The organism is Agrococcus sp. GW821-FHT14H11, from assembly GCF_058803545.1.
This window is the reverse complement of the sequence record NZ_JBXAPA010000007.1, coordinates 52,815-74,278: the sequence shown is the minus strand read 5'-3', so window position 1 is coordinate 74,278 and position 21,464 is coordinate 52,815. Positions and strand designations below refer to the sequence as shown.

Annotated in this window: 23 protein-coding genes; 13 read left to right on the top strand and 10 right to left on the bottom strand. The window is 74.3% G+C overall.

What is annotated here, in order from left to right; translation table 11 throughout:
* The first annotated feature begins 26 nt into the window (after positions 1 to 26).
* From msuE to AC1RNL_RS09250, 6 genes are all read left to right on the top strand, one after another.
* A complete protein-coding gene (msuE, locus tag AC1RNL_RS09275; protein ID WP_492935054.1) occupies positions 27 to 596 on the top strand; it encodes an FMN reductase in 570 nt (189 codons plus the stop codon).
* A 47-nt stretch (positions 597 to 643) separates the two neighbouring features.
* Positions 644 to 1,765, top strand: coding sequence for a PIG-L family deacetylase (locus AC1RNL_RS09270; protein ID WP_492935053.1), 1,122 nt, complete (start codon positions 644 to 646; stop codon positions 1,763 to 1,765).
* Positions 1,762 to 2,079, top strand: a complete 318-nt coding sequence (fdxA, locus tag AC1RNL_RS09265) for a ferredoxin (protein ID WP_128189925.1) — start codon at positions 1,762 to 1,764, stop codon at positions 2,077 to 2,079. The genes AC1RNL_RS09270 and fdxA overlap by 4 nt, the downstream gene beginning before the upstream one ends.
* Positions 2,080 to 2,094: 15 nt before the next feature.
* A complete protein-coding gene (gene dapC, locus AC1RNL_RS09260; RefSeq protein WP_492935052.1) occupies positions 2,095 to 3,171 on the top strand; it encodes a succinyldiaminopimelate transaminase in 1,077 nt (358 codons plus the stop codon).
* Between the two features lie 127 nt (positions 3,172 to 3,298).
* Positions 3,299 to 4,555: a citrate synthase gene (locus AC1RNL_RS09255; RefSeq protein ID WP_128189928.1), complete on the top strand. Its 1,257-nt coding sequence runs from the start codon at positions 3,299 to 3,301 to the stop codon at positions 4,553 to 4,555.
* A gap of 65 nt (positions 4,556 to 4,620) precedes the next feature.
* The gene (locus AC1RNL_RS09250; RefSeq protein WP_128189923.1) at positions 4,621 to 6,072 is read left to right on the top strand and encodes an NCS2 family permease; all 1,452 of its coding nucleotides are present in this window, start codon (positions 4,621 to 4,623) and stop codon (positions 6,070 to 6,072) included.
* Positions 6,073 to 6,090: 18 nt separating this feature from the next.
* On the opposite strand, the gene AC1RNL_RS09245 is transcribed toward AC1RNL_RS09250, so the two are convergent.
* The 3 genes from AC1RNL_RS09245 to AC1RNL_RS09235 are packed head-to-tail and all read right to left on the bottom strand — an operon-like array spanning position 6,091 to position 9,346.
* Positions 6,091 to 7,668 (bottom strand): hypothetical protein, encoded by a 1,578-nt coding sequence (locus tag AC1RNL_RS09245; protein ID WP_492935051.1) that lies wholly within the window; start codon positions 7,666 to 7,668, stop codon positions 6,091 to 6,093.
* Positions 7,644 to 8,435 (bottom strand): ABC transporter ATP-binding protein, encoded by a 792-nt coding sequence (locus AC1RNL_RS09240; RefSeq protein WP_492935050.1) that lies wholly within the window; start codon positions 8,433 to 8,435, stop codon positions 7,644 to 7,646. The genes AC1RNL_RS09245 and AC1RNL_RS09240 overlap by 25 nt, the downstream gene beginning before the upstream one ends.
* Positions 8,435 to 9,346 carry a tetrahydrodipicolinate N-succinyltransferase N-terminal domain-containing protein gene (locus tag AC1RNL_RS09235; protein WP_492935049.1) on the bottom strand — a complete coding sequence of 304 codons (912 nt, stop codon included), beginning with the start codon at positions 9,344 to 9,346 and terminating at the stop codon, positions 8,435 to 8,437. The genes AC1RNL_RS09240 and AC1RNL_RS09235 overlap by 1 nt, the downstream gene beginning before the upstream one ends.
* Before the next feature lie 23 nt (positions 9,347 to 9,369).
* Here AC1RNL_RS09235 and dapE point away from each other — a divergent pair, with 23 nt between their 5' ends.
* From dapE to AC1RNL_RS09220, 3 genes are all read left to right on the top strand, one after another.
* Positions 9,370 to 10,452, top strand: a complete 1,083-nt coding sequence (dapE, locus tag AC1RNL_RS09230) for a succinyl-diaminopimelate desuccinylase (RefSeq protein WP_492935048.1) — start codon at positions 9,370 to 9,372, stop codon at positions 10,450 to 10,452.
* On the top strand, positions 10,434 to 11,618 hold the full coding sequence (locus AC1RNL_RS09225) for a hypothetical protein (protein ID WP_492935047.1): 1,185 nt from the start codon (positions 10,434 to 10,436) through the stop codon (positions 11,616 to 11,618). Before dapE ends, AC1RNL_RS09225 begins: the two co-directional genes overlap by 19 nt.
* Before the next feature lie 83 nt (positions 11,619 to 11,701).
* Positions 11,702 to 11,875, top strand: a complete 174-nt coding sequence (locus AC1RNL_RS09220) for a DUF3117 domain-containing protein (protein WP_128189917.1) — start codon at positions 11,702 to 11,704, stop codon at positions 11,873 to 11,875.
* A gap of 81 nt (positions 11,876 to 11,956) precedes the next feature.
* Here AC1RNL_RS09220 and AC1RNL_RS09215 read toward each other — a convergent pair whose 3' ends face one another.
* Complete coding sequence (locus AC1RNL_RS09215) at positions 11,957 to 12,598, bottom strand: O-methyltransferase (protein WP_128189916.1); 642 nt, start codon at positions 12,596 to 12,598, stop codon at positions 11,957 to 11,959.
* A 97-nt stretch (positions 12,599 to 12,695) separates the two neighbouring features.
* On the opposite strand from AC1RNL_RS09215, the gene AC1RNL_RS09210 reads away from it, so the two are divergent.
* Entirely contained in the window at positions 12,696 to 13,058 is a 363-nt protein-coding gene (locus AC1RNL_RS09210; protein WP_246991717.1) for a twin-arginine translocase TatA/TatE family subunit, read from the top strand.
* A 13-nt stretch (positions 13,059 to 13,071) separates the two neighbouring features.
* Here the strand turns inward: AC1RNL_RS09210 and AC1RNL_RS09205 are convergent, their stop codons facing one another.
* Genes AC1RNL_RS09205 through AC1RNL_RS09195 form a run of 3 tightly spaced genes read right to left on the bottom strand, consistent with a single transcriptional unit; the run spans position 13,072 to position 15,861 of the window.
* Positions 13,072 to 14,157: an Mrp/NBP35 family ATP-binding protein gene (locus tag AC1RNL_RS09205; RefSeq protein ID WP_492935046.1), complete on the bottom strand. Its 1,086-nt coding sequence runs from the start codon at positions 14,155 to 14,157 to the stop codon at positions 13,072 to 13,074.
* Positions 14,154 to 14,585: a DUF1003 domain-containing protein gene (locus AC1RNL_RS09200; protein WP_128189927.1), complete on the bottom strand. Its 432-nt coding sequence runs from the start codon at positions 14,583 to 14,585 to the stop codon at positions 14,154 to 14,156. Before AC1RNL_RS09200 ends, AC1RNL_RS09205 begins: the two co-directional genes overlap by 4 nt.
* Before the next feature lie 46 nt (positions 14,586 to 14,631).
* On the bottom strand, positions 14,632 to 15,861 hold the full coding sequence (locus AC1RNL_RS09195; RefSeq protein WP_128189914.1) for a magnesium transporter MgtE N-terminal domain-containing protein: 1,230 nt from the start codon (positions 15,859 to 15,861) through the stop codon (positions 14,632 to 14,634).
* Positions 15,862 to 15,947: 86 nt separating this feature from the next.
* Between AC1RNL_RS09195 and AC1RNL_RS09190 the strand changes: the two genes are divergently transcribed.
* Complete coding sequence (locus AC1RNL_RS09190) at positions 15,948 to 16,544, top strand: YflT domain-containing protein (RefSeq protein ID WP_492935104.1); 597 nt, start codon at positions 15,948 to 15,950, stop codon at positions 16,542 to 16,544.
* Here AC1RNL_RS09190 and AC1RNL_RS09185 read toward each other — a convergent pair.
* Entirely contained in the window at positions 16,527 to 17,408 is an 882-nt protein-coding gene (locus tag AC1RNL_RS09185) for a LysR family transcriptional regulator ArgP (RefSeq protein WP_492935045.1), read from the bottom strand. The genes AC1RNL_RS09190 and AC1RNL_RS09185 overlap by 18 nt on opposite strands.
* Before the next feature lie 85 nt (positions 17,409 to 17,493).
* Here AC1RNL_RS09185 and AC1RNL_RS09180 point away from each other — a divergent pair, with 85 nt between their 5' ends.
* Positions 17,494 to 18,162 (top strand): LysE/ArgO family amino acid transporter, encoded by a 669-nt coding sequence (locus AC1RNL_RS09180; protein WP_492935044.1) that lies wholly within the window; start codon positions 17,494 to 17,496, stop codon positions 18,160 to 18,162.
* Positions 18,163 to 18,165: 3 nt separating this feature from the next.
* On the opposite strand, the gene AC1RNL_RS09175 is transcribed toward AC1RNL_RS09180, so the two are convergent.
* Positions 18,166 to 19,617: an aminopeptidase P family protein gene (locus AC1RNL_RS09175; protein WP_492935043.1), complete on the bottom strand. Its 1,452-nt coding sequence runs from the start codon at positions 19,615 to 19,617 to the stop codon at positions 18,166 to 18,168.
* A 57-nt stretch (positions 19,618 to 19,674) separates the two neighbouring features.
* On the opposite strand from AC1RNL_RS09175, the gene AC1RNL_RS09170 reads away from it, so the two are divergent.
* Positions 19,675 to 20,454 (top strand): esterase/lipase family protein, encoded by a 780-nt coding sequence (locus AC1RNL_RS09170; protein WP_492935042.1) that lies wholly within the window; start codon positions 19,675 to 19,677, stop codon positions 20,452 to 20,454.
* Here the strand turns inward: AC1RNL_RS09170 and AC1RNL_RS09165 are convergent.
* Positions 20,442 to 21,449, bottom strand: a complete 1,008-nt coding sequence (locus tag AC1RNL_RS09165; protein ID WP_492935041.1) for an endonuclease/exonuclease/phosphatase family protein — start codon at positions 21,447 to 21,449, stop codon at positions 20,442 to 20,444. The genes AC1RNL_RS09170 and AC1RNL_RS09165 overlap by 13 nt on opposite strands.
* Positions 21,450 to 21,464 lie beyond the last annotated feature (15 nt).

The following is a 21,464-nucleotide window of genomic DNA, read 5'->3' as shown; positions in this document are numbered from 1 at the left end:
GGCCGCGCGGGCCTACCGTTGCCGCCATGACGCATCCGACCCTCCGCATCGTCGCCGTGAGCGGCAGCGTGCACCGGCCGTCGTCGACGACGGCGCTCGTCGCCGCGCTCGCCGACGCGGTCGCGCGGCGCACGGACGCGACGATCGAGCTCGTCGAGCTCGTCGACGTCGGGCCGCACCTCGGGGGCGCGCTGCGGCGCGAGTCGCTGCCGGCCGAGGCGGAGCGGGCGATCAGCGCCATCGAGGAGGCCGACCTGCTCGTGGTGGGGAGCCCGGTGTACCGGGCGAGCTTCACGGGCCTGTTCAAGCACCTGTTCGACTTCGTCGACCAGCGCGCGCTCGTCGACGTGCCGGTGCTGCTCGCCGCGACGGGCGGCTCCCACCGCCACGCGCTCACGATCGAGCACCAGCTGCGGCCGCTCTTCGCGTTCTTCCAGGCGCTCACGCTGCCCGTCGGCGTCTACGCCTCGAGCGAGGAGTTCGAGCACGGCCGCGTGCGCTGCGCCGCGGTGCTCGACCGCATCGAGGCGGCCGCCGACCGCGCGCTGCCGTACCTGCACGCCGTACCGGCCCCGGTGCGCCCCGCCGCGTTCTGACGCGCGCGCGTCATCGGAGGGCGTGCGGCGGTGGTTGGATGAGAGGAATGGACCCCCGCCTCGAGCGCGTGCTGTTCGTGCACGCGCACCCCGATGACGAGACGCTCTCGACCGGCGCCGCGATCGCGACCGTCGCCGCGGGCGGCGGCGACGCGGTCGTCGTGACGTTCACGCTCGGCGAGCGCGGCGAGGTGCGCGCCGAGCGCCAGCCCGACGTCGACCACGTCGGCGTCGGCGAGGTGCGCCGGCAGGAGCTCGAGCAGGCGCTCCGCGCGCTCGGCGCGCGCGGCCGCCGCATCCACGGCTGGGACGACTCCGGCATGTCGTGGATCCGCAGCGGCGTCGCCGGCCCCGCGCCCGACGCGCCGCCGACCGCGATGGGCATGGCCGACCCCGACGACCTCGCGGATGCGCTCGGCGTCGTCATCGAGGAGACCGACCCGACGGCGATGGTCACCTACGACGCCGACGGCGGCTACGGCCACCCGGACCACGTGGCCGCGCACCGCGCATCCGTCATCGTCGCCCGCCGCTACGACCTGCCGCTCTACGTGCGCACCGACCGGCCCGCCGACGTCGCCTTCCCGCTCGAGCCCGTGCGCCAGCGCGTGCTCGACGCGCTCGCCGCGCACCGCTCGCAGCTCACCGTCGAGGGCGACGACGTCGTGCACGTCGGAGGCCAGCGCCGGCCGCTCGACGCGGTCGAGCACTACCGGCTGATCGAGACCCGGCCGCCGCGCCGCACCCGCTGGCTGCTGCGCGCCGGCGCGCTGCTCGCGGGCATCGTCATCGGCGTCGTCGGCACCTTCTCGCACCAGCAGGTGCCGTGGGGCATCCTGCTGTCGCTCGTCGCCGCCGTCGGCTTCATCGGCGGCGTGCGCGCGGCATCCGGCTCCCGGCCCATGACGATCGCGGCCGTGCTCGGCGTCGTGGGCGTGATCGCGCTCATCGCGATCGACCCGCTCGGCCGCGGCACGTTCGGCACCGAGCGCGCGCTCGTGCCGACCAACCTGCCCGGCTGGCTCTGGACCATCGTGCCGGCCGCCGCATCGCTGCTCGCCCTGGCGTGGCCGGACGCCGAGGCCACGCGCCGGATTAGGATGGCAGCGATGAGCCAGGCGCAGCAGCGCCGGCCGGACACCGAGCCGACGGAAGGGGACCGGCAGTGACCTATGTGATCGCGCTCCCGTGCGTCGACGTCAAGGATCGCGCCTGCGTCGACGAGTGCCCCGTCGACTGCATCTACGAGGGGGAGCGGATGCTGTACATCCACCCCGACGAGTGCGTCGACTGCGGCGCGTGCGAGCCGGTGTGCCCGGTCGAGGCGATCTTCTACGAGGACGACACGCCGGAGGAGTGGGCCGAGTACTACGAGGCCAACGTGCACTTCTTCGACGAGATCGGCTCGCCCGGCGGGGCCGCGAAGGTGGGCGTCATCAAGCACGACCACCCGATCGTGGCCGCGCTGCCGCCGCAGGCCTGAGCCGCGGCCGAGCCGATGCTCCGCCTGCCCGACTTCCCCTGGGACACCCTCGCCGACGCCAAGGCGCTCGCGAGCGCGCACCCCGGCGGCCTCGTCGACCTGAGCGTCGGCTCGCCGGTCGACCCGACGCCCGAGCTGCTGCAGCGGGCGCTGCGCGAGGCGACCGACGCGCACGGCTACCCGACGAACTGGGGCACGCCCGAGGCGCGCCGGGCGATCGTCGACTGGTTCGCCCGCGTGCGCGGCGTGCCGGGCCTGAGCGACGAGAGCGTGCTCGTGACGGTCGGCTCGAAGGAGCTCGTCGCCGGACTCCCGCAGCAGCTCGGCCTCGGCCCGGGCGACGCGGTCGTGCACCCGGCCGTCGCCTACCCGACCTACGACATCGGCGCGCGGATGGCCGGCGCGACGCCGGTGCCGGCCGACGACCCAGGCGCGTGGCCCGAGTCGACGAGGCTCGTGTGGCTCAACTCGCCGTCGAACCCCACCGGTGCGGTGCTGGGCGTGGATGCGCTGCGGCGCGTCGTGCGCGCGGCGCGCGAGCGGGGCGTCGTGGTGGCGAGCGACGAGTGCTACGCGCTGCTGCCGTGGGAGGTCGACGAGGCGCCCTCGATCCTCGACCCGCGCGTCACCGACGGCGACCTGTCGGGCCTCATCGCCGTCTACTCGCTCAGCAAGCAGTCCAACCTCGCCGGCTACCGCGCCGCGTTCGTCGCCGGCGACCCGGCCGTCGTGCAGCGGGTGCTCGCGGTGCGCAAGCACCTCGGCCTCATGGCGCCGAGCCCCGTGCAGCACGCGCTCGCGGTCGCGCTCGGCGATGCGAGCCACGTCGACGAGCAGCGCGAGCGCTACCGGGCGCGGCGCGCGCTGCTGCTGCCGGCGCTCCGCGAGCGGGGCTTCGCGGTCGAGTCGGAGGCGGGCCTGTACCTGTGGGCGACCGACGGCACGGATGCGCTCGCGCAGGTCGACGCGCTCGCGCGGCTGGGCATCCTGGTCGCCCCGGGCACCTTCTACGGCGACGCGACCCACGTGCGGGTCGCGCTCACCGCATCCGACGACGACATCGCGGAGGCCGCGGCGCGCCTGCGCGGCTGAGCACCGGCGGCGTGAGAGGGCGCCGCCGGAGGGCGGGTAGGCTGTCCTGGTGACGACCGAGGACACCGCAACCAGCCCTGCCATCTCGACGCGGGCGAGCGACGCCGGCACCGCCGCCGGCCGCAGCGTGACGCTCCAGCACGACGGCCGCTCCACCGAGCTGCAGGTGCTCGAGGCCTCGGACGGCCGCTCCGCGATCGACGTGTCGAAGCTCACGCGCGACACCGGCCTCACGGCCCTCGACTACGGCTTCGTCAACACCTCCGCCACCCGCTCGTCGATCACCTACATCGACGGCGACGAGGGCATCCTGCGCTACCGCGGCTACCCGATCGAGGAGCTCGCCGAGCAGAAGACGTTCCTCGACGTCGCGCACCTGCTCATCTACGGCGAGCTGCCGAGCGAGGACGAGCTGGCCGGCTTCGACCAGCGCGTGCGCCGCCACACGCTGCTGCACGAGGACCTGCGCCGCTTCTTCGACGCGCTGCCGCGCGATGCGCACCCGATGAGCGCGCTCTCGAGCGCCGTCAGCGCCCTGTCGACGTACTACGAGCACGACCACGACCCGCGCGACGCCGACAAGGTCGACAAGCAGACCATCCGGCTGCTCGCGAAGATGCCGGTCATCGCCGCGTACGCGCACAAGAAGTCGATCGGGCAGGCGTTCCTCTACCCCGACAACTCGCTCTCGTTCGTCGAGAACTACCTCAAGCTCAACTTCGGCATCCAGGCCGAGGAGTACATCCAGAACCCTGTGATGGTGCGCGCGCTCGAGCGACTGCTCATCCTGCACGCCGACCACGAGCAGAACGCGTCGACCTCGACCGTGCGGCTCGTCGGCTCGACCGACGCCAACCTGTTCGCCTCGGTCTCGGCCGGCATCCACGCGCTCTCGGGCCCGCTGCACGGCGGCGCGAACGAGGCCGTGCTCGCGATGCTGCGCGGCATCCGCGACTCCGGCGACGGCGTCGAGCGCTTCGTCGAGCGCGTGAAGCGCAAGGAGCAGGGCGTGAAGCTCATGGGCTTCGGGCACCGCGTCTACAAGAACTACGACCCGCGCGCGAAGCTCGTCAAGGCATCCGCCGAGGAGGTGCTCGCGCAGCTCGGCGTGCGCGACCCGCTGCTCGACATCGCGCAGGAGCTCGAGCAGGTCGCGCTCGCCGACGACTACTTCAAGGAGCGCAAGCTCTACCCGAACGTCGACTTCTACACCGGCGTCATCTACAAGGCGATGGGCTTCCCGGAGCGCATGTTCACGGTGCTGTTCGCCATCGGCCGCCTGCCCGGCTGGATCGCGCACTGGCGCGAGATGATGCTCGACCCGCAGACGAAGATCGGCCGCCCGCAGCAGCTGTACGTCGGCCCCACCGAGCGCCACATCTGACCCACCCCGGCCTGCGGCCCCGCCGCTCGCCCCCGTGCCGCCTGCGCGGCTGACCCGGAGCATCCATGACCAGCACCACGCAGGCGACGCCCACCGGCGCCGTCGACCGCTTCTTCAAGATCTCCGAGCGCGGCTCGAGCGTCTCGCAGGAGATCCGCGGCGGCCTCGTCACGTTCTTCGCGATGGCGTACATCATCGTGCTGAACCCGCTCATCATCGGCGGGTTCTCGGCCGACCAGGCGGCGACCGACGTCGAGGGCGGATGGCTCCCCAACGGCCAGGTGGCGGCCGTCACGGCGCTCGTGGGCGGGCTGATGACGCTCGCGATGGGCCTCATCGCCAACGTGCCCTTCGGCCTCGCGGCGGGCCTCGGCATCAACTCGTTCCTCGCCTTCGGGCTCGTGGGCGAGCTGACGTGGCCGGAGGCGATGGGCCTGGTGCTCATCAACGGCCTCATCATCGTGCTGCTCGCCGCGACCGGCCTGCGGCGGATGATCTTCGACGCCGTGCCCGCGGCGCTCAAGAGCGCGATCGCGGTCGGCATCGGCCTGTTCATCGCCTTCATCGGCTTCGTCGACTCGGGCTTCGTGCGCTCGACCGGCATCGCCGCGCCGCCCGTGCAGCTCGGCGACGGCGGCTCGATCACGTCGCTGCCCACCGCGACGTTCGTCATCGGCGTGGTGCTCATGGGCATCCTCATGGCGCTGCGCGTCAAGGGCGCGCTGCTCATCGGCATCGTCGCGACCACGGTCATCGCGATCGTGCTCGAGTCGATCTTCCGCGTCGGCCCGTCGCTCGGCCAGGACCCCGACGCGTGGAACCTCAACGCCCCGGCGCTGCCGACGAGCATCGTCGCGCTGCCCGACCTCTCGCTCGTCGGCCAGGTCTCGTTCGGCTCGTTCGAGCGGATCGGCATGCTCGCGACGACGATGTTCATCTTCACCCTGCTGTTCCTCAACTTCTTCGACGCGATGGGCACCATGACGGGCCTCGCGCGCCAGGCGGGCATCGCGACGCCCGACGGCCAGTTCCCGGGCCTGAAGCGCGCCCTCGTGGTCGAGGGCGTCGGCGCGATCGCGGGCGGCGGCGCGAGCGCCTCGTCGAACACGGTCTTCGTCGACTCGGCCGCCGGCATCGGCGAGGGCGCCCGCACCGGGCTCGCCTCGGTCGTGACCGGCGTGCTGTTCCTGGCCGCGATGTTCCTCACGCCGCTCACGCAGATCGTGCCGCTCGAGGTCGCGGCCGCGACGCTCGTCGTGGTCGGCGCGATGATGATGAGCCAGATCGCCGACATCGACTTCACCGACTTCCGCGTCGCGCTGCCCGCGTTCCTCACGATCGTCGTGATGCCGCTCACCTACAACATCGCCAACGGCATCGGCGTCGGCTTCATCGCATGGGTGATCATCAACGCGGTCTCCGGGCGCGCGAAGACGATCTCGCCGCTGCTGTGGATCGTCGCGGCGCTCTTCGTCGTGTTCTTCGTGCGCGGCCCGCTGCAGGCGCTCATCGGCTGACGCCGTCGGGCGCCGGGCTCAGTGCGCCTTCGAGACCTGCGCCAGCACCTCGGGGCCGCGGCGGTCGAGCGCGGCGCCGCCGAGGCGGATGCCGAGCCACGACGCGAGCCCGCCGATGACGAGCGCCGCCGCGAGCGCGACCCAGCCGAGCCACGGGATCCACAGCGCGGCAACCGCCGGCAGCAGGAACGGCGCGCCCGCGATGCCGAGCACCGGCAGCGAGAGCGCCACGCCCGCGAGCGACTGCACGCCGCCCGACGAGCCGCGGCCGAGCGGGTTCGAGCCGGGCGGCGGCGCCTCGCCCGGCAGGTAGGCGCCGAGCCACAGCAGCGCGCCGCCGACGAGCCCGTACGTGCCGACGCCGACGGCGAGGCTCGCGGGCAGCACGTCCCAGCGGCCGGCGGCCCAGCACGCGAGCACCGCGGTGATCGCGAGCGCCGGCACGAAGACGACCGAGGTGCCCAGCAGCCGGCCCGCGCGGTCGTCGACGCCGCGCACCCCGGCGAGCAGGTGCCACGCGAAGGCGCTGCTGTCGTAGGCGGCGTCGATCTGCAGCATGCTCGCCGCCACGACCGCCATCAGCAGCGGCAGCAGCGCGATGGGCTCGCGCGGCACCTCGTCGGCGACGAGCTGCAGCCCCGCGATCATCGCGGGCACGATGAGCACCGCGATCACGTTCATGAGGTGCCGCACGTCGCGGCGGCGGTAGCGGATGCTCCTGGCCGCGATCGCGCCGGCCGGGGTGGCGGGGAGCAGGCGGTCGAGCAGGCGCCCCTCGCGCACCCGTCCGCCGCCGCGGAGCACGATCGGGTTCGTCAGCCGCTCCGCGAGCATGCGGCCCCACGCCCACCAGCACAGCGCGACCGTGGCGAGGGCGATCGCGAGCTTGGCGGCGGCCTCCGGCCAGGCGCTCGCCGCGACGGCGCGCGGCACGTCGAACACGGCCCCGAGCGGCGTCCACCCGACGACGCGCGACGCATCCGCCACCACCGGCGCCGCGTCGCCCAGCTCGCCGACCCCGGCGGCGAACGACTGCGTGCCGAGCGCCGCGGCGGCGATCGCGACGAGCAGCAGCAGCGCCATCACGTCGCGGGCGCGTCGGCTCGCGAGCTGCCGGGCGAGCAGGTCGGCGATCACGCGGGTGACGAGCAGCACCGTGAGCACCGCGACCGGCAGCAGCAGCGCGCCCGCGACGAGCGCCGCCGCCGAGGTCGACCAGACGATGAGGCCGATCGCGACCGCGAGCACCGCGACCGCGCCCCACGGGTCGAGCAGCGAGGCGGCGAGCAGCCCGCGCCGCAGCTGCGGCACGCGTACCGGCAGCAGGCTGAAGCGCTCGGGCGCGAGCGGGTCGCTCGTGCCGACGAGCACGGCGATCGCGGTGAGTCCCACGGTGAGCGCGGCGCCGGCGAGCACGGCGGCGTGCGCGCCGAGCTCGGGCACGAGCACGCGGATCGCGATCGCGCCGAGCGCGCTCGAGCCGAGCAGCGACAGCGCGCCGAGCACGCTGAGCACGAGCGCGACGACCGCCCACGGGCTCTGCCGCAGCGAGCCGACGAGCAGCCGGTACCTCAGCGCGATGCAGAGCGCAGCCACGCGAGCGTCTCCGTCCCGAGCGCCTCTCGGCCCACCAGCTGCACGAAGCGCTGCTGCAGGCTCGTGCCGGCGCGCACCTCGTCGAGCGTGCCGGTCGCGAGCAGGCGCCCCTCGGCGACGACGGCGACGCGGTCGCAGAGCGACTCGACGAGCTCCATCACGTGGCTCGAGAGCACGACGGTGCCGCCGGAGGCGACGAAGCCGCGCAGGATGGCGCGGATCGCCTCGCCGGAGACCGGGTCGACCGACTCGAACGGCTCGTCGAGCACGAGGAGCCGCGGGGCGTGGATGAGCGCGCACGCCAGTGCGATCTTCTTGCGCATGCCGGCGGAGTAGTCGGCGACCGCCGTGCCGCCCGTGCCGTCGAGGCCGAGCGCACCGAGCAGGTCGGCCGCGCGGGCGACGACGTCGGCCTCGGGCATGCCGCGCAGCAGCCCCGTATAGCGCAGCAGCTCCGCGCCGGTGAGCCGGTCGAAGAGGTGCACGCCGTCGGGCAGCACGCCCATGATCGCCTTGGCGGCGGCCGGGTCGTGCCAGACGTCGTGCCCCAGCACCGCGGCGCTGCCGTGATCGGGGCGCAGGAGCCCCGTGGCCATCGACAGGGTCGTCGTCTTGCCGGCGCCGTTCGGCCCGACGAGCCCGAAGAGCGAGCCCTGCGGCACGGCGAGCGTGAGCCCGTCGACCGCGACCTTCTGCCCGAAGCGCTTCGCGAGCTGCTGCAGGTGCAGCGCGGGGACGGGCGCCGCGGCGGGCTCCGCCGCCTCCATCAGTGCAGGGCCGCGTTCAGCTCGACGCCGCGGCCGTCGCGCGCGACGACCTCGACGGCGCCCGAGACCGAGTTGCGGCGGAAGAGCAGCCCCGGACGGCCCGAGAGCTCGACCGCCTTCACCGTCTCACCGCCGGGCTGGACCGTGACCTTGGTGCCCGCGGTGACGTAGAGCCCCGCCTCGACGACCGAGTCGTCGCCGAGCGAGATGCCGACGCCCGCGTTCGCGCCGAGCAGCACGCGCTCGCCGAGCACCACCCGCTCGGTGCCGCCGCCCGAGAGCGTGCCCATGATCGACGCGCCGCCGCCGATGTCGGTGCCGTCGCCGACGACCACGCCCTGCGAGATGCGGCCCTCGACCATCGAGGCGCCGAGCGTGCCCGCGTTGAAGTTCACGAAGCCCTCGTGCATGACGACGGTGCCGGGCGCGAGGTGCGCTCCCAGGCGGATGCGCGCGGCGTCGCCGATGCGGACGCCCCCGGGCAGCACGTAGTCGGTCATGCGCGGGAAGCGGTCCAGCACCTGCACCTGGATGCCCGCGCGCTGCAGCTGCACGCGGTGGGCGGCCGCCCACGCGGGGTCGACGGGGCCGGCGCTCGTCCACGCGACGAGCGGCAGCGCGCCGAAGATGCCGTCGAGGTTGATCGAGTTCGGGCGCACGAGGCGGTGGCTCAGCAGGTGCAGGCGCAGGAAGGCGTCCTCGACCGACGACGGCGGCGCATCCAGGTCGATCTCCACCAGGCGGTGCTCGACGTCGACGCCGCGCTCGGGGACGGGGCCCGCCTGCTCGGCCAGGCCCGCGGGCGCGGCGGCGCCGTCGGCCGCGCCGAGCGCCGGCGCCGGGTACCAGGCGTCGAGGGTGCGCCCTTCGAAGACGGTGACGAGCGCATGTCCGTGTGCGGGGCGAGCCATGCTCCGAGTCTAGGCTGGAGGCCATGGCCGCTCCCTCGCTCGACCTGTCCGCGACCGCCGTCGACCTCACCCGCCAGCTCTGCGACATCGACTCCGTCTCCGACAACGAGGGACCCCTCGCCGACGCGATCGAGGCGGCCGTGCGCGCGCACCCGCACCTCGAGGTGTCGCGCGTCGGCGACACCGTCGTGGCGCGCACGCACCTCGGGCGCGACCGGCGGGTCGTGATCGCCGGGCACATCGACACCGTGCCGATCAACGGCAACGTGCCGGTGCGCGACGTCGAGGTCGACGGGGAGCCGCACCTGTGGGGCCGCGGCACCGTCGACATGAAGGCGGGCGTCGCCGTGCAGCTCAAGCTCGCCGTCGAGCTCGCCGAGCCGAACGTCGACCTCACGTGGATCTGGTACGACCACGAGGAGGTGGGGGAGGACCGGAACGGCCTGCGCCTGCTGGCCGCCGCGCATCCCGAGCTCATGGAGGGCGACTTCGCCATCCTGGGCGAGCCCTCCAACGGCCACATCGAGGGCGGCTGCAACGGCACGCTCCGCGCCGAGATCCGCACGCGGGGCGTGCGCGCGCACTCGGCGCGCTCGTGGGTCGGCCACAACGCCATCCACGACGCCGCCGAGGTGCTGCAGGTGCTGCAGTCGTACCGGCCGCGGTCGATCGAGGTCGAGGGGCTGACGTTCCGCGAGGGCCTGAACGCCGTCATGATCTCCGGCGGCGTCGCCGGCAACGTCATCCCCGACGAGTGCGTCGTGCAGGTCAACTACCGCTTCGCGCCGTCGCGCTCGGTGCAGGAGGCGACCGAGCACGTCGTCGACCTCTTCGAGGGCTTCGACGTGCGCGTCGTCGACGCGGCAGCGGGCGCCCGCCCCGGCCTCGACGCGCCGCTCGCGCAGGAGTTCATCGACGCCGTCGGCGCGACGCCGCAGCCGAAGTACGGCTGGACCGACGTCGCCCGCTTCTCGGCGCTCGGCATCCCGGCCGTCAACTTCGGCCCCGGCGACCCGACGAAGGCGCACGCCGACGACGAGTCGGTGCCGGTCGCGCAGATCGTCGCGACCGAGGAGAGCCTCCGCACGTGGCTCTCGCGGGCCTGACCGACCGGGGCGCCCGCCTCGCCGAGCGCTGGTGGCTGTGGCCGCTCGCGCTCTGGCTCGTCTCGCGGCTCGTGAGCACGGCGTTCCTCGGCGCCTTCGCGGGCGTGCAGGGGCGCTCGTTCTGGACGCCCGCGGGCCCGGGGCTGCTCGACTACTCGACCATGTGGGACGCCCACTGGTACTACATCGTCGCCATGTCGGGCTACCCGGCCGAGCTGCCGCTCGACGACGACGGGCACGTGGGGGAGAACGCCTGGGCGTTCATGCCCGTCTACCCGATGCTCGCGCGCGCGATCATGGCGCTCGGGCTGTCGTGGGATGCGGCGGCGGTGCTGCTGTCGGTCGCCGCCTCGGCGGCGTTCGCGCTCGTCGCCTACCGGCTCCTCCAGGAGATCGCGCCGGGCCGCGAGCGGTTCGCGCTCGCGCTCGTGCTGCTGTCGCCCGTCGCGCCCGTGCTGCAGCTCGGCTACGCCGAGTCGCTCTTCCTGCTGCTGCTCGCGGGCGCGCTGCTCGCGTGGCGGCTGCGCGCGTGGGAGTGGCTGTGGGTGCTGGTGCCGATCATGTCGCTCACGCGCCCGGGCGGGCTCGCGTTCGCGCTCGCGCTCGGGCTGTGGTTCCTCGTGCGATGGGCGCGGGAGCGCGATGCGTTCCCACCGAGGGAGCGGTGGATGCTCGTGGCGCTCGGGGCGTGGAGCGCGCTGTGGGGCTTCGGCTGGCTCATCGCGTGCACCGTGGTCACCGGCAGCATCGACTCCTACCTCGAGACCGAGCTCAGCTGGCGGTCGGCGTACATCGGCCGGCAGGAGCTCGTGCCGTTCACGCCGTGGCCGATCGGGCTCGAGTGGTGGTTCGGGCCGTGGTGGCCCGTGTGGCTCGTCGGCATCGTCGCGGCGGCGGTCGCGCTGCTCGCCGGCCCCTGGGCGCGCGGCGTCGCGCTCGAGGGGCGGCTCTGGACGATCGCGTACCTCGTCTACCTCGCCGCGGTCTGGTTCCCGCAGTCGTCGACGTGGCGGCTGCTGCTGCCGATCTTCCCCGCCGCGGCGATCGTCGCGGCGCTGCGGCCGGGATGGGCGCGGGCGCTCGTGCTCGCCGCGTCGATCGCGCTCCAGCCGGTGTGGATCTGGTTCTGCTGGCACCACATCGCCCCGGACTGGAGCGTGCCGTAGGGCGCACGGCCATGCGCCGCGCCTGCCGGAACTGTCAGCGGGACATGAGACAATAGAGCCACGAGAACTGAAGGGGGAGCCGCATGGCCGCCATGAAACCACGCACCGGCGATGGACCGCTCGAGGCCGTCAAGGAGGGCCGGCTCATCGTCGTCCGCGTCCCGCTCGAGGGCGGAGGCCGGCTGGTCGTCTCCGTGAACGACGAGGAGGCCGCCGCGCTCCACAGGGCGCTGGGCGAGGTCGTCGTCTCCGCATGACACCGGCAGGCCGCTGAGCCCGACAGCTGAAGGGGCCGATCCACTGGCGGATCGGCCCCTTCGCCGTCGGTGCGGCGAGGCTCAGCGGGTGGGCTCGGGGAGCCGCACGATCTGCAGCAGGCCGTCGCCGACGGGCGACACGGCGGCGCGCACGGCGTCGCTCGTCGAGAGCTCCTTCAGCAGCGCCCGCACGTCGGCGACGCTGTCGTCGCGCTGCGCGGGGTCGGCGACGCGGCCGCCGAGCAGCGCGTGGGCGACGAGCACCGAGCCGCCCACGCGCACGAGCGCGAGGGCGTGCTCGACGTACTCGAGGATGCCGGCGGTGTCGGCGTCGAGGAAGACGATGTCGTAGCTCGCCTCGTTCATGCGGGGCAGCAGGTCGCGCGCCTTGCCGGTGATGAGCCGCGCGCGCGTGACCGGGATCCCCGCTTGCGAGAACGCGGCGCGCGCGTGCTGCTGGTGGTCGAGCTCGGTGTCGATCGAGGTGAGGGTCGCGCCCGGTGCGCCGCGCAGCAGCCACAGGCCGCTCACGCCGGCGCCGGTGCCGACCTCCAGGATGGCGTTCGCCTGCGTCGCCGCGGCGACGGCGGCGAGCTGCGCCCCGACGCTGGGCGCGACGGCGGTGATGCCGAGCTCGCCGGAGGCGTCTCGTGCTGCGGTGAGCACCTCGTCCTCGGCGGCGAGGTCGTCGAGGTACTTGGCGATGAGCGATGGTGTCTGCACGGTTCCTCCGCCCGCGAGCCTACCGATCCCGGCGCATCCGGCGCCCCGCGGCTCGCCGCCCGGAGGCGCACCCGCGCGGCTCGACTACCCTGGAGGGGTGTCCTTCGCCGGCATCACCCTCGACAAGCTGCTGCTCATCGCGCTGCTCGCGGCCTTCCTCATCGGCCCCGAGCGGCTGCCCGCGCTCGCCGAGAAGCTCGGCGCCCTCGTGCGTGGCCTGCGCGACCTCGCCGGCGGCGCGAAGGAGCGGATGCGCGAGGAGATGGGGCCGGAGTTCGACGAGGTCGACTGGCAGAAGCTCGATCCGCGGCAGTACGACCCCCGCCGCATCGTGATGGAGGCGCTGCGCGACCCGCCCGAGGACTTCGCGAGCGCGTCGGCGAAGGCGTCGGTCGCGACCGTGACGGGCCTGCCCGCACGACCGTCGGGCCCTATGCGGTTCGACGACGAGGCGACCTAGCCCCGCGCGGGGCTCACGCGGGGGCGAGCGGCAGGCTGCGGCGGGCGATCGGCCGCGTGCCGCGGAGCGCCTCGGCGAGCGCGATGACCGCGGCGGCCGCCGGGTCGGTCGGCTCGGCAGCGACGACCGGCGCGCCCGCGTCGCCGCCGGCGCGCAGCGCGACCGACAGCGGGATGCGCGCGAGCAGGGGCACGCCGAGCCGCCTGGCGGCCTCGTCGCCGCCGCCCGCGCCGAAGAGCTCGAGGATCGAGCCGTCGGGCTGCGCGAGCCCCGCCATGTTCTCGACGACGCCCAGCACCCGCTGCCCGGTCTGCCGCGCCACCTCGGCGGCGCGCTCGGCGACGTCGGCCGCCGCGCGCTGCGGGGTCGTCACGACCAGCACCTCCGCGTGCGGCAGCAGCTGGCCGAGCGAGATCGCCACGTCGCCGGTGCCCGGCGGCATGTCGATGAGCAGCACGTCGAGGTCGCCCCACCAGACGTCGGCGAGGAACTGCTGCAGCGTGCGGTGCAGCATGGGCCCGCGCCACGACACGGAGCGGTTGCCGTCGACGAACATGCCGATCGACACGAGCCGCACGCCGTGCGCCTCCGGCGGCATCATCATGTCGCCGACGCGCGTGGGCCGGGCGTCGGTGCCGAGCAGCGCCGGGATCGAGTAGCCGTGCACGTCGGCGTCGATCACGCCGACCGAGAGCCCGCGCGCCGCGAGCGCGACGGCGAGGTTGGCCGTGACGGTCGACTTCCCCACGCCGCCCTTGCCGCTCGCGACGGCGATGATGCGGGTCAGGGTGCCGGGGCCCAGCTGCGCCGGGCGCGAGCCGCGCAGCCGCTCGACGAGGGCCTGCCGCACGGCGGGCGCCATGACGCCGACCTCGACCTCCACGCGCTCGACGCCCGGCACCGACGCGGCCGCCTGCCGCACATCCGCCTGGATCCGATCGGCCGCCGGGCACGCGGCCACCGTGAGCTCGAGCCGGATGCGCGCGACCGGGCCGTCGAGGACGGCCTCGGGGATCATGTCGAGCTCGAGGAGCGGCCGCCGGATCTCGGGGTCGACGACCGTCGAGAGCGCCCGGGCGAGCGCAGGGTCGATCGTCACTGCGGGGCGCGCCGCTCGTCGAGGTCGTCGACGAACGACTTCAGCTCGGCGCGGATGAACTCGCGGGTGGCCATGTCGCGCATCGCCATGCGCAGCGCCACGACCTCGCGGGCGAGGTACTCGGTGTCGTTGAGGTTGCGCTCGGCGCGCAGGCGGTCCTGCTCGATCTGCACGCGGTCGCGGTCGTCCTGCCGGTTCTGCGCGAGCAGCAGCAGGGGAGCGGCGTAGGAGGCCTGCAGGCTGAGCACGAGGGTCAGCAGCGGGAAGCCCTGATCCTGCGGGTCGAACTGCGCCTCGGGCGGCATGAGCGAGTTGTAGCCGAGCCAGAAGGTGACGAAGATCGTCATCCCGATGAGGAACGCGGGCGTGCCCATCGCGCGCGCGAACGACTCGGTGAAGCGGCCGAAGCGGTCCTTCGACTCGGGCATGCGGATGCCGCGGCGCGACTTCGGGCGCGCGAACCGGTCGTCGCGCTCAGCCACGCGGCGCCTCCTCCTGCGCGCGCCAGTCCTCGGGCAGCAGGTGGTCGAGCACGTCGTCGATCGTCACGACGCCCACGAGCCGCCCGGCCGGGTCGACGACGGGCACCGACACGAGGTTGTAGGCGGCGAGCTGGCGCGTGACCTCGGCGGCGGAGGTGGAGGACAGCACGGGCTCGATCTGGTCGTCGAGCAGCGTGCCGACGCGCTCGTTGGGCGGGTAGCGCAGCAGGCGCTGGAAGTGCACCATGCCGAGGAAGCGGCCGGTCGGCGCCTCGTACGGCGGCAGCGTGACGCAGATGGCGGCGGCGAGCGCCGGCGCGACCTCGTGGCGGCGGATGAGCGCGAGGGCCTCGGCGACGGTGGCGTCGGAGGCGAGGATGATGGGCTCGGTCGTCATGAGCCCGCCCGCGGTGTCGGCGCCGAACGCGAGCAGCATGCGCACGTCCTCCGCCTCCTCGGGGTCCATGAGCTCGAGGAGCGTCTCGCCGCGGTCGGCGGGCATGTGCGCGATGAGGTCGGCGGCGTCGTCCGGCTCCATCTGGTCGAGCACGTCGGCGGCGCGGTCGTCCTCGAGCGCGTTGAGGATCTGGATCTGCCGATCCTCGTGCATCTCCTCGAGGATGTCGGCGAGCCGGTCGTCCGAGAGGTCCTCGGCGACCTCCATCATGCGCTGCTGCGGCAGGTCGAGCATCGCCGACGCGGCGTCGGCCGCGGGCAGCTCCTCGAGCGACGCGAGCAGGTGCTCGGTGTCGTGCTCGGCGCCCGGCTCGTGCTGCACCTCGTGCCAGCGCGCGAGCGCCGTCGGGCCCTTGCCGAACGGGCCGGTCTTCGGCTTGCGCAGGAAGAGCTCGTCGACCTCCCACTCGCCGGGCCCGCGCTCGGCGATCGAGAGGTCCTCGAGCGTCGCGCCCGAGCCGTCGCGCAGGCGCACCTGGCGCCCGAGCACGTCGGCGAGCAGCAGGCGCTCGCCGCCGCGCTGGCGGAAGCGGCGGTCGCTGATGGCGGAGGCGATGAGCTGCCCGCCGCCGATCGACAGCAGCCGGCCGATCGAGAGGAAGACCTTCTGGCGGCTCGTGTCCTCGACGACGAGGCCGACGACGCGCGGGGAGGCATCCTGCCGCGGCACCGTCACCACATCGCGCACCTTGCCGATCCGCTCCCCGGCGGGGTCGAAGACGCCCGCGCCGGCGAGGCGCGCGACGAAGACGGTGGGTGCGCTCATGCCGTCCAACGTACCGCGCGCGGTGACGCCGACAGCGAACCGGACCGGGCCGCGCGGGACGGGCGTGGGAGACTGGGAAGGTGAGCATGTTCCAGGGAGCAGCGCGCGGAGACCAGCAGCTGCCGCGCGGCGTGGTCGTGGCGTCGTTCGAGACGTACGAGCAGGCGCAGGCGGCGATCGCGAAGGTGTCGGGCGCCGACGCCGACCTCGCGGGCCTCGCCATCGTCGGCAACGACCTGAAGATCGTCGAGCGCATCACCGGCCGCCTCACCTGGGGCAAGGTCGCCGGCGCGGGCGCGCTGCGGGGCCTCGGCTTCGGCGCCTTCATCGGCCTCGTCTACATGCTCTTCGTGCCCGAGGCGATCAGCTCGGTGCTGCTGTTCCCGCTCCTCGGCCTCGCCTTCGGCATCCTGCTCGGCGTGCTCTCGCACGCGATGACGCGGCGCAAGCGCGACTACGCCTCGGTGCAGCAGGTGCTCGCGGGCCGCTACGACGTGATGGCGCCGCAGCAGACCGCAGGCAAGGCCATGCACATCATCGGGCAGCGCGGCACGCCGGCGCCGACCGACGAGCCCGAGGCCGCGCCGACCGCGCAGCAGCCGGCAGCGCCGCCGATGCCCGAGCAGCTGCCGCCGCCGAGCGCCTCGACCCCGCCCGAGCAGCCCTCAGACGAGCGCCGCTGACCTGCGCGCCGCCTCGCGCACCGCGTCGGTGACGAGGTCGAGCAGCGGCGAGGCGAGGTTCCAGCGCTGCCAGTGCAGCGGCACCTCGATGCCGTCGTCGGCGAGCTGCACGAGCGAGCCGTCGGCGACGCCCGCCTCGTACTGGCCCGGCAGCAGCATGCCCCAGCCCAGGCCCATCCGGATCGCCTCGGCGTACTCGGCCGAGGCGCTGATGATGTGGCGCGGCGCCTCGGCGCGGGCGCCGTGGCGCCGCGCGAAGGCCGCCTGCAGCGTGTCGTGCAGGTCGAAGTCGACGATCGGCGCGCGCTCGAGGGCGGCCCGGGTCGGCCCGTCCGCGAACCAGCGCTCGGCGAAGGCGCGCTCGGCGACGGCGACGTAGCGCATCCGGCCGAGCGGGCTCGAGACGCAGCCCGCGACGGGCGTGCGCTGCGAGGTCACCGCGGCCATGACCGAGCCCTGCTCGAGCAGCTGCGCGGTGCGCTCCTGATCCTCGCGGCGGATGTCGAAGGTGACGTCGCGCTGGGCGGCGACCTCGCCGAGCGCCGGCAGGAACCACGTGATGAGCGAGTCGGCGTTGACCGCGAGCGGGATGCGGGGAGCGGCGGCCTCCTCGCCGAGCGCGACGCGGGTGTCGTGCTCGAGGAGTGCCAGCTGCCGCGCGAGGCGCACGAGCGGCTCGCCGGCCTCGGTCGCCCGCACCGGCTTCGTGCGGCGCAGCACGACGCGGCCGACCCGCTGCTCGATGGCGCGGATGCGCTGGCTCACGGCGCTCGGGGTGATGCCGAGCTGCGCGGCGGCTCGGTCGAGCGTGCCGGCGTCGACGGCCGCCGCGAGCGTGCGCAGCTGATCGAGGGGCAGATCCACGGCTCGATCGTAGATGAAGCGCAGCTTCCGATGCTGCAGGATCCTTCGCTGGTCTGCAGGTGCCGGCGAGCATAGCCTCGAGCACGTGGATCAGCAGCTCATCGCCCTCGCCTCGGGGCTCGGCGCCTCGCTCGGGCTCATCATCGCCATCGGTGCGCAGAACGTGCACGTGCTGCGGCAGGGCATGCGCCGCGAGCACGTCGGGCTCGTGATCGCGATCTGCGCGGTGTCGGATGCGCTGCTCGAGACCGCGGGCGTCGCGGGCCTCGGCGCGGTGATCTCGGGCATCCCGTGGCTCGAGGCGGTCGCCCGGTGGGGCGGCGCGCTCTTCCTGCTCGTCTACGCGGCGCTCGCCGCGCGCCGCGCGTGGCGCGGCGACGACCGGCTCGAGCTCGCTCCGGAGCCCGTCGGGGAGGGACAGGCGGCACCGGGCGCGCCCGCCGGCACCGCGCTCGCCCGGCGCTCGGCGTCGGCGCTGTCGGTCGCGGGCACGACGCTCGCCATCACCTGGCTCAACCCGCACGTGTACCTCGACACGGTGGTGCTGCTCGGCTCCGTGTCGACCGGCTTCGCCGACGACCGCTGGTGGTTCCTGGCCGGCTCGATCGCGGGCTCGGTCGTCTGGTTCACGGCGCTCGGCCTCGGCGCGCGCCTGCTCGCACCCGTGCTCCGCACCCGGCGCGCGTGGCGCATCCTCGACGCCGGCATCGCGGCCGTCATGCTCGCGATCGCCATCGCCCTCGTCGCGGGCTGAGCGTCAGCGCTCGCGCACCCGACGCATCCACGCCTCCACCTCGTCGGCGGTGCGGGGGATCGCGCCCGAGAGGTTCCGGGCGCCGTCGGCTGTGACGACGATGTCGTCCTCGATGCGCACGCCGATGCCGCGCAGCTCCTCCGGCACGGTGAGGTCGTCGGCCTGGAAGTAGAGGCCCGGCTCGATCGTGAAGACCATCCCCTCGCGCACGACGCCGTCGTGGTAGAAGTCGCGGCGGGCGGCGGCGCAGTCGTGCACGTCGAGGCCGAGGTGGTGGCTCGTGCCGTGCACCATCCAGCGGCGGTGCAGCTGCTGGTCGGGCTCGAGGCTCTGCTCGGCCGGGATCGGCAGCAGGCCCCACTCGGCGGTGCGGCGCGCGATGACCTCCATCGCGGCGGCGTGCACCTCCTTGAAGACGATGCCCGGCCGCACGATCGCGAACGCCGCGTCGGCCGCCTCGAGCACCGCGTCGTAGACCTTGCGCTGCAGCTCGGTGAACTCGCCCGAGATGGGCAGCGTGCGCGTGATGTCGGCGGTGTAGAGGCTGTCGACCTCGACGCCCGCGTCGAGCAGGATGAGGTCGCCCTCGCGCACCCGGCCGTCGTTGCGCGTCCAGTGCAGGTAGCAGGCGTGGTGGCCGGAGGCGGCGATCGTGTCGTAGCCGACCGCGTTGCCGTCGAGCCGCGCGCGACGGTGGAAGGCGCCCTCCACGACGCGCTCGCCGCGCTCGTGCCGGGTCGCCTCGGCGAGGTCGGCGATCACGTCGTCGAAGCCGCGCGCGGTCGCGTCGACCGCGGCCTGCACCTCGGCGATCTCGTGCGCGTCCTTCACGAGCCGCAGCTCCGACAGGTCGCGGGCGAGCACGTCGCCGTCGGGGTTCGCGCCCGCGACCATCGCCTCGACCGCGGCGTCGGCACCGGTGACGACCAGTGCATCCGCCTCGCCTCCGGCCTCGAGCGCGCCCGCGAGGCCGTCGAGGTCGGCGACGCGGAGGCCGAGCTCCGCGGCGACGTGGTCGAGCGACGGGCGCGGGCCGACCCAGAACTCGCCGATCGCGGGGTTGGCGTAGAACTCGGTCGTGCCGCGGCCGGCGGGCCCGCGGAAGTAGAGGGTCGCCTCGTGGCCGTCGCCCGCGGGCTCGAGCACGAGCACCGAATCGGGCTCGGCGTCGGAGCCCCAGCCGGTGAGGTAGGTGAAGTCGGGGTGCGGCCGGAACGGGTAGTCGGTGTCGTTCGAGCGCACCTTGAGCCCGCCCGCGGGGATCACGAGGCGCATGCCCGGGTGCATCGCCGAGATGCGCGCCCGGCGCTCGGCGGCGGGGGCGGCGGATGCGCGCGGCGCGGGCGTCGTCGCCTCGCGCTCGGCCCAGCCGGTCTGCACCTGCTCGGTGAACGCCGATCCCGTCGGCGTGGTGGAACGGTTGGTCGTGCCCTGCATCGTCGTCGACTCGCTCATGGGCCCCATCATCCCACCGCCGAGGAGGCTCGCAGGCCCGCGATCTAGACTGCCCCGATGCGCGTGCCGGCACCGATCGACCTCAGCGGGATCGACCCGATCGCGCCCGAGGAGGTGCGCGTGTGGGCGCGCGACTACGCCTTCGCGGCGCACATGCACGTGCGCTCCGCGCTCGACCCGTCGCCGCCGCGGCTGACGGGGATGCCGGGCGCGCGCGTGCACGCGGTGCTCATCCCCGGCGTCGTCGAGACGTGGCGCTTCATGGAGCCGCTCGCGAAGCGGCTCGTGCACGCCGGGCACGCGGTGCACTTCGTGCCCGACCTCGGCCGCAACCTGCGCCCGGTGCTCGAGTCGGCGCCCGTCGTCGGGGCGGTCGTCGATCGCGTCGCCGCCGCGCACCCGCACGCGCGCATCGTGCTCGTCGGCCACTCGAAGGGCGGCCTGATCGGCAAGCGCGTGCTCGTCGACCGCGCGCTCGACGCGGCGCAGGCGCAGCCGGCCGGGCTCGTGGCGCTCGCCACGCCGTTCGCCGGCTCGTCGCGCGCCAGGCTGCTGCCGGGCGGCTACATCCGCGAGTTCGACCCGTCGAACGCGATGCTCGCCGCGCTCGCGGCCGAGCGCAGCGCCGACGCCCGCATCCGCGTGGTGCTGCCGCGCATCGACCCGCACGTGCCGCAGAACCGCGTGCCCGACGGCATGCGCGGCGTGCGCCTCGAGGCCGCCGGGCACTTCCGGCCGCTCGCGACCCGGGAGGCGGCGGATGCGGTGCTCGCGGCGATCGCGGAGCTCACGGGGGAGCCGGCCGGGTCGCCCGCGGCCCCGGCTCAGCCGCGGTAGCGCAGCTGCACGAGCACCGGCCGGTGGTCGGTGCCGACGTCGTCGAGCCCCGTCAGCACGCGCGCGGCGACCGGCTCCCAGTCGGGCGTCGCGACCACGTGGTCGATCTGCGCGCCGAGCCACGGCGGCGCCCACGTCGGCCACGAGCCGACCGCGCCCGCGCCCACGGCGCTCGCGGCGTCGCGGCACGTGCCGAGGTCGCCGCCGTCGGTGCGCGTCGACCACCAGTGGTCGAGGGTCGAGTTGAAGTCGCCGGCCATCACGACCGAGTCGGAGCCGTCGCAGAGGCCCGCGACGAAGTCGAGGTCGGCGCGCCAGTTGCGCATCTGCTGCGGCACCGGCGCGACCGGGTGGGCCGACACGAGCACCGGCCCGTCGCCGTCGTCGGGCCGCGCCACGACGGTCGGCAGCGTGCGCGTGCCGCCGACCGACAGGTCGGTCGTGTACTCGCCGAGGGCCGCCGAGATGAGCAGCGTCGTGTTGAGCGCGCCGTAGCTGGGGGAGTAGTCGGTGGTGTGCACCCAGAACGGGTTGCCGCGCGCGCCGAGCAGCTCGGCCACCTCGACGCCCAGCGGCAGCGTCGTCTCGGGCAGCATCACCGCATCCGCCCCCGTCTCGTCGATGACGCGCGCGATCTCCTCGGCGCCGGGCTCGTCGCCGAGGGTGTTCCAGGTGAGCACGATGAGGTCGTCGGAGGCGCGGTCGAGCGCCTGCCCGTCGTCGAGGCCGCGCGAGGCGTGGATGCCGCCCGAGACGAGCGAGAACACGAGCAGCATCGATACGACGCCGAGCACGAAGGGCCGCACGCGCCGCCAGCCGACGAAGCACAGCGCGATCACCGCGAGCGCGAGCGCGATGCCGATGACGCCCACCCGCATCGACACCACCTGCGCCACGACCGGCGCCTGCTCGAGCCCGAGCGCCTGCGGCCACGCGGCGACCGCGAGGCACGCGGCGATCACGAGGGCGAGCAGCCAGCCGAGGATCACGAGCATCACGGCGAGCGTAGT